General features: G+C 75.0%; 4 protein-coding genes. 1 reads left to right on the top strand and 3 read right to left on the bottom strand.

Annotated features, from left to right (window positions below; genetic code table 11):
- Nucleotides 1–12: 12 nt before the first annotated feature.
- Entirely contained in the window at nucleotides 13–1,131 is a 1,119-nt protein-coding gene (locus J7W19_RS27460) for a Gfo/Idh/MocA family oxidoreductase (protein WP_040888554.1), read from the bottom strand.
- Nucleotides 1,121–2,767, bottom strand: coding sequence for a Rossmann-fold NAD(P)-binding domain-containing protein (locus J7W19_RS27455; protein WP_004941311.1), 1,647 nt, complete (start codon nucleotides 2,765–2,767; stop codon nucleotides 1,121–1,123). The genes J7W19_RS27460 and J7W19_RS27455 overlap by 11 nt, the downstream gene beginning before the upstream one ends.
- Before the next feature lie 285 nt (nucleotides 2,768–3,052).
- On the opposite strand from J7W19_RS27455, the gene J7W19_RS33545 reads away from it, so the two are divergent.
- Nucleotides 3,053–5,845: a helix-turn-helix transcriptional regulator gene (locus J7W19_RS33545; RefSeq protein ID WP_004941314.1), complete on the top strand. Its 2,793-nt coding sequence runs from the start codon at nucleotides 3,053–3,055 to the stop codon at nucleotides 5,843–5,845.
- A 79-nt stretch (nucleotides 5,846–5,924) separates the two neighbouring features.
- On the opposite strand, the gene J7W19_RS27445 is transcribed toward J7W19_RS33545, so the two are convergent.
- Nucleotides 5,925–13,847 (bottom strand): type I polyketide synthase, encoded by a 7,923-nt coding sequence (locus tag J7W19_RS27445; RefSeq protein ID WP_004941316.1) that lies wholly within the window; start codon nucleotides 13,845–13,847, stop codon nucleotides 5,925–5,927.
- Between the last annotated feature and the right edge of the window lie 26 nt (nucleotides 13,848–13,873).

Here is a 13,873-nt window from a genome sequence, read left to right as displayed (position 1 = left end):
GGCGGTTCGCTTTCACAGTCGGGTCGGCAGGGCGGTGGGGGCCGTGTGGGGGGCGTCGGCGGGGGTGTCCGTACGGGCGGCCAGTCGGGCCAGCCGGCCGATGCGGCCGAGGGGCCGCAGGTCGAGCGGGGGGCGCGGACCGGGTCCGAGCAGCGTCGCGACGGCGTGCCGCAACGCGTTGTCCATCGGGGAGTCGGGAACCAGCCACTCGCGGTGGCCGCCCGGTCCGTCCAGGGTCAGCCGGTGGGTGTTGCGGGGCAGCCGGGTGCCGTTGGGCAGGAAGACCGGGTCGAGTTCGAGGGTGAGGACGACCGGTCCGGCCTCGACCCGGGCCAGCCGCAGCCGGCTGTCGGTGGCGGGTCCCGTGCGGCGGGCCCAGGCGGGCGCGGGGGCCGTGTGCGGGGCGTCGGGGCCGGTGATGGTGGAGTACAGCTCGATCTCGACCGCGGACCCGTCGGCCGTCCTCAGCGTCGTGGTCTCGTGGGCCGCGGTGCTGGCCAGCCGTGGATCGCGCGCGATCCGTACGGCGTGCGGCGCGGGGGCGTCCCGCAGGTAGCGGTCGAAGGCCGGGGCGGGCAGCAGGGAACCGAGGACGGCGAGCATGTGCAGCCACTCGTAGCCGAACACTCCGTAGTCGAGGTCGACGAAGCGGCCGGCCGCGATGTCCTCACGGCGGTCCTTGCAGAAGGCCACGCGGATGGCCCGCACCGGGTGCCGGGGCGCGAACTCGGCCCGTACGGCTTCGAGGATGGCGGGTGCCTTGGCGTGCGCGTACTGGTTCATCACCACCAGCCGGGCCCGGTCGTGCGCGTCGAGGAGTGCGGAGAGTTCGGGGCCCTCCCAGGAGCGGCAGGCCGGTTTCTCCACCAGGACGCGGGCCTCGGGGTCGCGGTCGAGGACGGCTGCCACGGTGTGGACGTGGGCGGCGGTCGGGGTACAGACCGACCAGACGTCCACGGGCCGGTCGGCGGGCAGTTCGGTGAGGGTGGCGGCAGTAGCGACGGGGGTGTCGTGGCGGGGAGCGGCGGGGTCGACGACGGAGACAGACAGCCCCATGCCCTCGAGGAGTTGCCGGTGCAGCCGGCCGGCCACCCCGTGGCCGACCACGCACACGTGCGGCCTACCGGGCATGGGCGGTCTCGCGGTCGATGGCGTCGGCTCGGGAGAACGCCCCGGTGCCCAGTGGGGCGGTCCGGGCGCACAGGTACTGGCTGTAGTACGCGTCGAACAGCCCGGCCTCGTCGATGATCCGGTCCACCGGTTCCAGGTGGACTCCGGGCGGGAACCGCCCGATGTCGCGGCAGAGGGCGAGCGCGGCGAGCAGGGTGCCGGCACGGTAGGCGTCGTAGCCGCGGTTGGCGATGCCCTCGTACTCGAAGAGGTTCAGCGAGCGTCCGTCGCCGAGCACGGTGACGGAGGTGGCGTGCGGCAGGTCGTAGCGCACTCCGACGTGCGGGATGCGCAGCGCGGTGGCGCCGGGGTAGCCGTCGGTGAGGACGCTGAAGTCCTTGGTGGCGAATCCGGCCAGCAGCACGCCGTCGGGCAGCAGCGGCACGTCCTCGGCGGTGACGGCGGTGTCGCCGCTGCTGCCGAGGATGAGGAAGGGCCGCTGCCGGGCGAGGGCCTCCGCGATGGTGCGGTGGGTCTCGAAGCCGTCCTCGGCGGCGGTGATCAGCGCGAGGACGTCGGTGTCCACCACGGCGACCCGGCAGCCCAGGGCCCGCAGCGAACGGGCCGCGCGGGCGCCCAGGGTGCCGTAGCCCAGCAACAGGACATGGCGGCCGATGAACTTCTGGCCGGGCACGATGGCGCGCAGCCGGCGCACGCAGGAGTCGGCGATCTCGTTGTAGCCCAGCCTCGACTTGAGCCGGGAGCGCGCCATGTTCAGTACGGGTATGGCCAGTTCGCCGGGGGCGGCGGCGATGCGCTTGAGGCCGCTGACCGTCAGTTCGACGGCGGCGTCCACCCGTGGTCCCGGCCCGTCGGCGCCGTAGCCCTGGGCGAGCAGCCCGCCGTCGTCGATGACCAGGACCTTGCGGCCCGCGGCGTGCGCCCGGCGGACGAAATCGGCCACCTGGGCGTCCACGGCGCGCGCGTGGGCGGTTTCGGCCGCTCCGGCGGTGCCGTTGATGACGGAGTTGTCCAGGACGTCACTGGCGTAGCCGCGGTGCAGGAACCAGGAGTGCACCCGCTCACGGTGCTGCGTCCTGTCGCCCTTGGACAGCGCGAAGATCCACTCGGGGGCGAGTCCGGCGCGCTCCATGGCCAGCAGGAAGCCGACGCTGTTCTCCACGTAGTGGTCCCGGAACACCAGGGCCCAGCGGGAGAGCGCCGGTTCGGGGCGGGCGTAGCGGTCCAGCAGCGGCATTCCGGCCACGATGGCGGCGGCCTCGGCCTCCGTGTAGCACTGGGCCCGCCGGTCGACGGCCGCGGCCAGTGCCGTGAACAGGTCGTGAGCGCGTTCGGACGGGGCGCCCGAGGCGGTGAGCACGATCCGGTGGGTGCCCGGCCCGGCGACGACGGGGTCCAGCGTGCCCGGCGGCTGGTCCGACAGGGGACTGCTGCGGACGTCCAGACGGGCGCCGTCCACCCGCACCGTGTACCGGCCGGGCCCGTGCACGGTCAGTTCCGGCCGCACGGACGCCGGGCCGTGCCCGTCGAGGACCGTGCGCACGACCGCCAACAGGTCGGTGACGCCCAGCGGCCCCTCCACCACCGCGTACGGGCCCGGCGGGTGGGGATCGTCCACTCCCTCGCCGGCGGACACGCGACTCGAAGCAACATCAGACAACGACATATATCCACCCACGCCAGGCGTGCATTCCTCGTGAGAACGGTCCTGTGGCGGCGGTGCCCCGAGCGTGGTGCCGCCTCTGGGGGCCTGCCGCGACAGCAACCTTCCGGCAGCCCCGGACGGTCGGGCATCTGTCGCTCGACGGGGGCCGGCGATCAGGTAACCGGAGGAAGTGCGTCAATCCTGGCCGGATAAGAGCGGATTGATCAGTGAATGTATCTGTCATATGACAGAGTGCGTCCAGGGAAAGGAGCATCGATGCTGGTCGGACGGGAGTGTGAGTTACGGCGGTTGGCGGAGGTCACGGCCGGCGTACGCCAGGGGCGCAGCCACGCCCTCGTACTGCGCGGCCCGGCCGGGGTGGGCAAGAGCGCGTTGCTCCAGCACCTCGCGGACCACGCCGGACCCGGGGTGCGGGTGCTGTCCACCGTCGGCGTGGAGAGCGAGGCCGAGCTGCCCTTCGCCGCCCTGCACCAGTTGCTGCGCCCGTTGCTCGGCGCGGCCGACGCCCTGCCGCCCCCGCAGAGCGCGGCGCTGCGCTCGGCCTTCGGCATGGACACCGCACCCGCCGACCGGTTCCTGGTGGCGCTCGCCGCGCTGACGCTCCTGTCGGAGGCGTCCCGCGCGGAACCGCTGATCCTGCTGGTGGACGACGCCCACTGGCTGGACTCCCCCTCCGCCGACGCCCTCCTCTTCGTGGCCCGGCGGCTCGGCGCCGAAGGCGTCGCGGTGGTCTTCGCCGTACGGGACGGGTCCCAGCCCTTTCCGGCGCCGGGCGTGCCCGACCTGCGCCTCTCCCCCCTGGAGGCGGACGCGGCCCGGTCGCTGCTCACCCACCTGCTGCCCGAAGCCGCGCCCGCGGTGCGCGAGCGACTGCTGCGGGAGGCGGGCGGCAACCCCCTCGCCCTGGTCGAACTGTCCGCCGCCCTCAGCCCCGAACAGCTCGGCGGCGCGGCGGCCCTACCGGACGAACTGCCGCTGACCGAGCGGCTGCAGCGGCTCTTCCGCTGCCGGGCCACCAGCCTGCTGGCCGAGCCCGGCAACGCCCTGCTGCTGACCGCCGCCGAGGGCGACGGAGACCTGGCGGTCATCGTCCGCGCCGCCGGGGACACCGAACGCGCCCTGCACGAGCTGTCCGCCGCGGCCACCGCGGGGCTGGTCTCCCTGGACCCGGAACGGGTCCGGTTCCGCCACCCCCTGGTCCGCTCGGCCGTCTACCAGGGCGCGCCGCTCAGCGAACGGCGCGCCGCGCACCTCGCCCTGGCCGACGCGCTGGGCGAGGGCGACGACCGGCACGTCTGGCACCTGGCCGCCGCCGCGGTGGGCCCCGACGACAGAGTCGCGCACCTGCTGGCCGAGATGGCCGGCCGCTCCCGGCGCTCCGGTGGAGTGGCCACCGCCACCAAGGCACTGCGCCGGGCCGCCGCACTGGTCTCCACCCCGCGCGACCGCGCCCGGTTGCTCGTCGACGCCGCCGAGTGCGCCTGGAAGGCCGCCGAGACCGCCCAGGCCGAGGCGCTGCTCAACGAGGCCGAGCCGCTGTCCGACGTGCCCGCGCTGCGCGCCCGGCTCGTCCAGGTGCGCGGGGCCATCGCCCACGCCTCCGGCGATCCGGCCGTCGCCTGCCTGATCCTGCTGGAGGGTGCGCGCCTCGTACAGGAGGACGATCCCCGGCTGGCCTGCGAGACGCTGGTGATGGCGGCGCGTTCGGCCTGGGTGGCCGACGACCCGGCGCGGCTGGCGGAGATCGCCGGTCTGCTGGCGCGGCTCCCGGCGGTGACACCGGACGTCCGGGACCGCTTCGTGGCGCATTTCCGGTACCTCGCGGGCCTGTCCGGCCACGCGGCCCCGGACGCCCGCCACGACGGTACGGCTCTGGAGGCGCACGGCGGCGGGCCGGAGGGGAAGACGGGCGCCGACGGCAAGGACGTCCCCGTCATCTGGCTGTCCGGCACCGACCCCAGACCGTGGGTGTGGCCGCCCACCTTCCTGCCGTACCTCCTCCATGCCACCGAGCCGTTGCGCGACGCCCATCAGCACGCGGTCGACACGCTGCGCCGCAACGGCGCGATCGGCTCCCTCCCGATGTCCCTGGCCCCTCTCGTGGCGCTCCAGCTCGTCACCGGCCCCTGGCCCACCGCCACCGCCAACGGCACCGAGGCCCTCTCCCTGGCCCTGGAGACCGGCCAACTGGGCGCCGCCTCCCACCTGCGGGCGATGCTCGCCTGGCTGGCCGCGGCACAGGGCGACGGCGACCGCTGCCACGAACTGGCCCGCGACTCGCTGGAGATCTCCACCCCGCGCCGGATCGCCTCCGCCATCGCCCTGGCCCACTGGGCGCAGGGCCTCAACGCCCTGGCCGAGGGGCAGCCCCTGAACGCGGTCAAGCTGCTGGCCGAGGTCTGCTCCCCCGAGGGCGGTGCCGGACACTTCATGCTGCGCTGGATCGTCCTGCCCGACTTCGTCGAGGCGTGCGTCAGAGCCGGCGAGCCCGAGCGCGCCCACCACGTGCTGACCGACCGCGACCCCCTCCACCCGGTGCCGGCGAACCATCCACAGCTGCGCTCCGGCTGGCACCGCAGCCGGGCCCTGCTCGCCACCGGCGAGGAAGCGGAGGACCTGTTCCTGGCCGCCCTGGCCGACACCGGCCTCTCCCCCTTCGAGACCGGCCGCACCCACCTGCTCTACGGCGAGTGGCTCCGCCGCCACCGCCGCATCAAACCGGCCCGCGAGCAACTGCACCTCGCCGAGGTCCAACTGGACAGCGTGGGCGCGCTGCCATGGGCGGAACTGGCACGCGCCGAACTACGGGCCGCGGGCGGCCGCTCCACCCAGGGGCCTTCGACGGCGGCCGTTCCCATGGGCGGGGAACAGCGTCTGACAGCACGCGAACTCCAGGTCATGCGGCTCGCCGCACAGGGCCTGAGCAACGGCGAGATCGCCGCCCGGCTGTTCCTGAGCCCCCGCACCGTCGGCTATCACCTCTACAAGATCTTCCCGAAGCTGGGGGTCACGTCGCGGTCCCAGTTGTACGGACGCTCCTCCGGCTGACCCACGGCGGCGCTTCCCGGGGGACACGAGCGGTCGTTCCCTCCCCCGCTGTTCGCCCCTCACACACACGCCTCCGCGTTCACCGTTCACCGACGCTCAGCTCCGCGTCCCGTGCCGGTGGCTCCGGGTCGTCGGCGGTGATGCCCAGGCGGAGCAGGACGAGGTGGGAGATGTCGGTGATGGTGCCGCCGCTGCGGAGCAGTTCCAGCGGGGGGATGTCGATGTCGAAGCGTTTGCGGAGCGAGACCAGGAGTTCGGCGAGCATGAGAGAGTCGAGCCCGTATTCGTCGAGGCGCCGGTCGTGGTCGATGTTCCGCTCGTCCAGGTGCAGGACGTCGGCCATGAGCCGGGCCAGGGTGGCGGCGACCGCTCGCGCCGCCTCCTCGTAGGGCATGGTGGCCAGGATGCGGAGGATCTCCTCGTGGGTGTGGTCGGCCTCCTGGAGGTCCTCGGGCAGGAGGGAGGCGCAGCGGGGGGAGGCGAGCAGGGGCAGGATGCCGCGGAGGCGGGCCCAGTTGTAGCGGCCCACGCCGGCGACGGTGGCGCCCTGGCTGATCAGCAGGCCGGCGGTGGTGAGGGCTTCGCGCGGGCTGAGGGGTTCGATGCCGACGGCGGTCAGGGTGCGGGCGAGGTCGTTGCGGGCGACGTATCCGGTCTCGTCGATGGCGCCCCAGGCGAGGGTCTGGGCGGGCAGGCCCCGCTGCCGGCGCTGCCGGGCGAGCGCTTCCAGGTGGAGGTTGGCGGCGACGTAGGCGGCCTGGCGGATGTTGCCGAGGAACGTGGTGTCCGAGGAGTAGAGGAGGAAGGTCTCCAGGGGGCGGTCGGCGAGGAGGCGTTCGAGGACGGCGGCTCCGGTGGTCTTGGGGGTGAGGACGGCGGCGAAGCGTTCGTCGGTCAGGTCGGCCAGCGGGTCGTCGTCCAGGTGCATGGCGCAGTGCAGGACGCCGTCGACCGGGTGTCCGGTGGCGTCGATGAGCCGGATGACGCGGCGCATGCCGTCCGGGTCGGCGGCGTCGGCCGCGTACGCCGTCGCGGTGACGCCGCGTGCGGCCAGGTCGGCGAGGAGGCCGGCGGCCTCCGGAGCGTGCGGGCCGCGGCGGCTGACCAGGGCCAGGCGGCGCACCCCGCGGTCGGCCAGCCAGCGGGCGCCGGCGGCCCCGAACCCGCTCGTGCCCCCGGTGACCAGGTAGGTGCCCTGGGAGCCGAACCGGGGCGCGGTGACCGGCCGTTCGACGACCGCGGGTTCGTCCAGGGGATCGAAGGTGACGACGACCTTGCCGACGTGGCGGGAGTGCTGCAGCAGCCGGAACGCCTCGGCCACCCGGGCGGCCGGGTAGGCGCTGTGGGGCAGGGGCCGGTAGGAGCCGTCGTGGACGCGCCGGGTGACCTCGGCGAACAGGCGGGCGCCCTGGTCGGGGTCGAAGGCGAGGGAGGTCAGGTCGACGCCGAAGAAGGCCAGGTTGTGCCGGAAGGGCCGCAGGAGGAGGGGCTGGTTCTCGTAGATGTCGCGCTTGCCCAGTTCGACGAACCGCCCGCCGGGACGCAGGAGTTCCAGACCCCGGGTGATGGCCTCGCCCGCCAGGGAGTTGACCACCACGTCGACTCCCCGGCCGTCGGTGACGTCCCGCACGTGCGCGGCGAAGTCCAGGCCGCGGGAGTCCAGGACGTGGTCGGCGCCGAGGTGGCGCAGCAGCTCCCGCTTGGCGGGGGTGCCGGCCGTGGCGATGACGCGCGCGCCACGCAGGTGGGCGTAGCGCAGCGCGGCCAGGCCGACGCCGCCCGCGCCGCCGTGGACCAGGACCGTCTCCCCGGGACGCAGGCGGGCGAGGTCGTGGAGGCTGTAGTGGACGGTGGCGTAGACGACGGGGAGGGTGGCGGCTTCGGCGAACGACATCGTGTGCGGCATGCGGCCGACGGCCTGGACGACGGTGCGGGTCCGGGACGCCAGGGAGGCCGGTGCGAGGGCGAAGACCCGGTCGCCGGGGCGGACGGTGGTGACACCGTCGCCGACGGCGGTGACCACGCCGGCGCACTCCAGGCCCGGGCCCGCCTCGGTGAACGTGCCCTCGTCGGCCTCCGCCGGCAGCAGGCCGACCGCTTGCATGATGTCCCGGTAGTTGAGGGCGGCGGCGCGCACGTCGATGGCCACCTCGCCGGGCCCCACCGGTTCGGGGGCGCATTCCACCCAGGCCGGCCGGTAGGAGAGGCCGGGTGTACGGATCTCCAGGGCGTACGCGGTGGCGTGTTCGGCGGTCGTCGTGATGTGACCGGCCGGCAGCGGCAGTTCCCTGGGGGCGAAGCGGCCGCCGGAACGGGTGAGGGCCACTTCCGTCTCGCCGGTCGCCGTGAGCAGTTCGCGGGCCAGGCGCCGGGCGTCGGTCTCCGTCCGGCCGGTGCGGTCCAGTGAGATGGTGCGCACGTCCAGTTCCGGCTCCTCGTTGGCCAGGGTGCGCATGACGCCCCAGACGGCGGCGTCCTCGGGCGCGAGGGGGCGTTCCGGCGGGGGCAGGGCGCCGCTGGGCCGGGTGACCACGGTCAGCGCCGTCCGGGCGCCGTCCGGCCGGCGGGGGCAGGCCGCCGTGATCCGGCGCAGGAGTGCCGCGCGGCGGGTGGTCAGCGTCACGGTCGCGGCGGGCTCGGGCAGCTGGTGGGCGCCCAGGATCAGGCAGATTCCGGTGGCGCCGCGGCTCGGCGTCGAGGGCCGGTGGGCGGGCACGTCGTCCACGGCCTCGACCGAGTGCGCGGGGCCGTCCCCCGGCCCGGGGAGCCGGGCGGCCACCTCCCGCGCCAGCGGGAGTTCCCCACGCGTCTCCGCCACGACGGTCCAGTGGCGCCCGGGCCCCGGCGGCGACGGGTGCGGGTACGGGTACGGGTAGGGGTGCGGAGTGGGACGCCGGGGCGCGGTGGCGAGCAGGACGGAGAAGTCGTCACGGCAGGGCGCGGTGTCGTCGCCGGTGCGGACGACGTCGGTGAAGCCGCAGCGGGTGAACAGGGCGGCCCACCGGTCGGCCGTCAAGAGGGGTGAGTGGGGACGTTCGTGGTGGTCAGTGCGGTCCCAGAAGGTGTCGAGGGCGCCGAAGAGGGGAGCCAGGACGTACGGGTCGTGGCTCTCGACGGCCAGCAGCAGGCCGTTCGGTGCCGCCAGCGCCGCCACGTTGCGCACGGCGGCCTCGACGGACCGCGCGGTGTGCAGCGCGTTGGCCGCGACGACGACGTCGAAGCCGCCCTCGGGCAGGCCCTGTGCGGCGGGGTCGGCGTCGAGGTCGAGGGTGCGGAACGTGAGGAAGTCATAGGCGGCGAAGCGGTGTTCGGCGCGGGTGAGGAAGGCCGGGGAGACGTCGGTGAAGACGTACCGGGTGCGCTCGGGCGGCAGCAGCGGCAGCAGGGCCGCCGTCGTGCCGCCGGTGCCCGCGCCGACTTCCAGGACGCGCAGCGGGCGGTCGTCGGGCCAACGCTCCACGACGACGCGCAGGAGCGCCTGGGCCAGCCGGTTGTGGAATCGGCCGATGACGCCCGTGTCGTACAGCTGCTCGAGATCGGCCAAGCCGCCGTCGGACAGCAGGTGCTCGACCGGGCGGTGGTCGCCGGCGGCGCGCAGCACGCGAAGACCGTGGAGGGCCAGGCGGCCTTCCGGGGCGTAGCGGGGGAAGCGCAGGATCAGGTCGCGCAACGCCTTGGTGTCGTCGAACCGGGTGCGGAGCAGCCGGTACCCGCCGGAGTCGTCCCGGCCGACCAGGCGGTGACGGCGCAGTTCGGGCAGCACGGCGGAGAGGAACGTGGCGTGCCGGGGCACCGTGCCGACGCGGAGGAGGTCGGCCGCGGTGAAGGGGGCGTCAGGCCGCGGGAGGAAGGCGGCGAGGGCGGCGGCGTAGCAGTGGGCGGCGGCCTTTTTGAGGGCCGCCACGAATCGGGGGTAGTCATGACCGCGCCAGTCGGCGCGCAGCGCCGCCACCTGTCGCGCGGCCGCCGAGGCGATGTCCGTGGCGGTCATCGGCGGCTCGTCCGGGGCGAGTTGCCCGGTCGCGGTCCCCGACGGCTCACCCGGCACGGGTCCGTCAGTCGCGGTCCCCGACGGCTCACCCGGAACGGATTGGCCGGTCAGGGTCCCCGACGGCTCACCCGAGACGGGCCGGCCGGTCACGGCCCCCGACGGCTCACCCCGCGCCGATCCGTCCGACATGGTCACTGACGGCTCACCCCGCGCGGACCCGTCAGCCGCGGCCAACGACGGTCCGCCCTGCACGGGTTCGTCGACCGCCGTCGTCAACAGCTCGTCCGGCGGCAGCGCGTCCGATACCGGCTCGTCGTAAGAAGTGACCGCGCGGAGGACGGTGTGATGGACGGTCACAGGGGTGCGGTGGGCTCCGGCCAGCCGGCGGAGGCGGCAGCTCCGCAGTTCGGCGCTGACCCGCCCGTCGTCGTCCGTGACCAGGACGTCCCAGCACACCTCGGTCCCGGAGGCCGAGAGCCGGCGCGCGTACGCCCACCCGGTCGCCGCCGGGCGGTGCCACACCCGGGCGGCACCGATCGCCGCCGGCAGGTACACGGCGCCGTCCGCCACGGCGTCGCCGAGCAGCGGCGCCCCCGCCTGCAAGGCGGCGTCCAGCAGGGCCGGGTGGGCGGAGAAGGCATCGTCCGCCGCCTGGTGCCGGTAGGCCGCCAGCACCTCGCCGTCGCCCACGTGCAGCACGTCGAGGAGCCGGAAGCCGGGCCCGTAGCGCAGTCCGGCCCGGCCGACGGACTCGTAGTGCTCCGCGCCGGTGATGGTGGTGCGGCGGCAGCGCGCCCGGGCGGCGGCCACGTCGACGTCCGCCGGGGCGTGGCCGTACAGCGCCCGGACCCGTGCCCGTACATGGGGGCGCGGCCGCTGGGCCTGGGCGTCGGTGCTGGTGATGTGCACCCGTCCGTCATCGGGGCTGATCGCGAGCTGGACCCGGACGCTGCCGGCGTCCGCCCACGGGACCACCAGGGGGCGGGTGATCTCCAGATGGTCCACTTCGGCCGCGCGGTCCAGCGCCAGCCTGCCCGCCGCCAGGGCCATCTCCACGTAGGCGGTCGCCGGGACGACCACGGATCCGGCCAGTCGGTGATCGGCCAGCCAGGGCACGAGGACCGGTTCGACCGTCCCTTGCCAGGTCGGCCACGGCGCCGGCATCCGCTCGCCCAGCAGCGGGTGGTCCAGTTCACCGGAGCCGCTGGTGCGCAGCCAGCTGTGGGGCGTGCCGTTCCAGTGACGTTCCCGCTGCCAGGGGTAGGCGGGCAGGTCCGCCACCGCGCCCCGGCGGGGGAAGTACGCGCGCCAGTCCGGGTCCGCGCCCTGGGCGAGCAGCGTGGCGACCGCCCGTCCCATCGCCTCCGCCCCGGGTTCGCCCCGCCGCAGCGTGCCGGTCACGGCGATCGTCGTGCGCGGCCGGCCGGCGGCGACGCGCCGCAGGAAGGGGCTCAGGACGGGGTGCGGGCCGACCTCCAGGAGGATGTCGGCGCCGAGGTCGAGGGCGCGTTCCACGGCGGGGGCGAACGCGACGGGTTCGCGGACGTTGCGCCACCAGTACGCCGCGTCGAGGCCGGTGCCGTCCACCGGCTCCCCCGTCACGGTGGAGATCATCGGCACGGCCGGGGCCGCGGGCCGCAGGTCCGCGAGGGCCTCCCGCAGCGGCTGCTCGACGGGGTCCATGGCCGCGCTGTGGAACGCGTGGTCCACGTCGAGTTCCGTGCCGGCCACCCCCTGCTCCGCCAGCCGCGCCAGGAACACGCGCACGGCGTCGGACGGGCCGGCGACGGTCACGTCGCGCCCGCTGTTGACCGCGGCGACCTCGACTCCGGGATGGTCCGCCAGCGCCTCCCGGACGTCGGCCTCGCCCAGCGCCACGGCCGCCATCCGGCCCGTCCCGGCGGTGTCCGCCTGCCGCGCGCTGCGCGCCGCGACCACTCGGGCCGCCTGTCCCAGATCGAGCGCCCCCGCCACGTGGGCGGCCGCCACCTCGCCGACGCTGTGCCCGAGGACGCAGTACGGCGTGATGCCCTGTTCGCGCAAGAGCCGTGTGAGGCCGACCTGAACGACGAACAGCAGCGGCTGTGCGACCCGCGTCAGCGACATGCGCTGCGCCTCCGGCGGTGCCGCGAGCTCGTCGAGCGGCGACCAGCCCAGGAGCGGCGAGAGGTGCTCGTCCGCCTCCGCGACCGCCGCGCGGAACGCGGCGCTGCTCTCCAGCAGGTCGGCGGCCATGCCGGCCCACTGCGAGCCGTTGCCCGGGAAGACGAACGCGACCCGTCCGTGCTCGACCGCCTGCGACGTCACGCCCAGGCCCTGGAGGCCCTGGCCGAGGGCCGGTGCCGGGTCCGTGGATGTCGCGGGAGGCTCCGTCTCCGTCGCGGGGCCGTGTTCCGGGAGCGCGAAGGACCGCAGCAGCGGGACGGCCGTCCTCACGGTCGCCAGGACGGCCAGCCGGTGCGGATGGAGTCCGCGACGCCGGCACGCGGTGTAGGCGATGTCATAGAACTCGCCCTCGGTGAGACCCGGTTCGAGCCGCGCGACCATGGCGGCCGCGGCCTCGGCCAGCGCCGCCGCCGTGCGCGCCGAGACGACGAGCGGCAGGGGCCTCCCCGCGGGAGGCGCGGGAGGCGCGGGAGGCGCGGGAGGCGCGGGAGGCGCGGGAGGCCCCGCCGGCTCACCGCCCGGCGTCGCACCGGGGCCGGCCGTGAGGGCCACATGAGCGTTCGAGCCGCCGAAACCGAAGGAGTTGACACCGACGACGGGACGGGCGACGGTCGCCGTCGGGCGCGCCTCGGCGGCAGGCGTGATGTTCAGTCCGTCGAAGTCGATGTCGGGATGGGCCGGGGTGGCGTGCAGCGTCGGCGGGACGGTCCGGTGCCGGAGCACGAGGAGGGCCTTGAGCAGGCCCACGATCCCCGAAGCGGGCTCCAGGTGACCGAAGTTGGTCTTCGCCGAGCCGATGGGCAGGGCCCCGGTGGTCCGCGGCCGCCCCAGGGCCCGGCCGATGGCCTGGCACTCCACGGGGTCCCCGACCGGGGTCCCCGTCCCGTGCGCCTCCAGGTACACGAGCTCGTCCGGGCCGACGCCCGCCCGCTCGTACACCGACCGCAGCAGCTCCTCCTGCGCCCGCGCACTGGGCAGGGCGAGGCCCATGGTCCGGCCGTCGCTGTTCGTCCCCGTGCCCAGGATCAGCCCGTGGATCCGGTCGCCGTCCGCCACGGCGTCCGCCGCGGGCTTCAGCACCACCACACCGCCGCCCTCCGCCCGGACGAAGCCGTCGGCGGCGGCGGAGAACGCGGCGCACCTGCCCGTCGGCGAGAGCATGGCCGCCTGGGAGAACCCGACGAAGTGGTAGGGGCTCAGCAGGACGTTCACTCCCCCGCACAGCGCCACCGCGCTGGTGCCGTCCCACAGGGTGCGGCACGCCCGGTCCAGGGCCACCAGCGAGGACGAACACGCCGTGTCCACCACCATGCTGGGCCCGCGCAGGTCGAAGAAGTGCGACAGCCGGTTCGCCGCGATGGACGACGCGCCGCCGGACATGGTGTAGGCGTTGACCGCCTCCGGGTGCATCATCTGCAGCCCGCCGTACGACGTGTCCGACACCCCGACGAACACGGCCGCGTCCGAACCGGCCAGCCGTGCGGGCGCGATGCCCGCGTCGTCCAGCGCCTCCACGGCCAGCTCCAGCAGCAGCCGGTGCTGCGGGTCCATCCGTGACGCCTCCTTGGGCGCGATCCCGAAGTACCCGGCGTCGAACCCGGCGACGTCGTCGAGGAATCCCCCCGCCGCCGTACGGCTCTTGCCCACGCGTGGCATCGACGCGTCGACGAACCGGCGCACGTCGAACCGGTCCGCCGGCACCTCGCCTACCACGTCCCGGCCCTGCTCCAGCACCTCCCACAGCCCGGACAGGTCGCCGACGCCCCCGGGCAGCCGGCACGACACCCCGACGACCGCGACCGGACGACCGGCGGAACCGGCAGGCCGGGACGGCAGTTCGGCCATGGCACCCCCCACGCGCACCAGGAGCG

Source organism: Streptomyces mobaraensis NBRC 13819 = DSM 40847, from assembly GCF_017916255.1.
Lineage (GTDB): Bacteria > Actinomycetota > Actinomycetes > Streptomycetales > Streptomycetaceae > Streptomyces > Streptomyces mobaraensis.
The sequence above is the reverse complement of the archived record's forward strand: the minus strand, read 5'-3'. Positions and strand labels throughout refer to the sequence as shown.

Excerpts from the sequence above, each read along its gene's own strand:
- J7W19_RS27460 (WP_040888554.1), bottom strand. The coding sequence starts at position 1,131 with ATGCCCGGTAGGCCGCACGTGTGCGTGGTCGGCCACGGGGTGGCCGGC.
- J7W19_RS27445 (WP_004941316.1), bottom strand. The coding sequence starts at position 13,847 with ATGGCCGAACTGCCGTCCCGGCCTGCCGGTTCCGCCGGTCGTCCGGTC.
- J7W19_RS33545 (WP_004941314.1), top strand. The coding sequence starts at position 3,053 with ATGCTGGTCGGACGGGAGTGTGAGTTACGGCGGTTGGCGGAGGTCACG.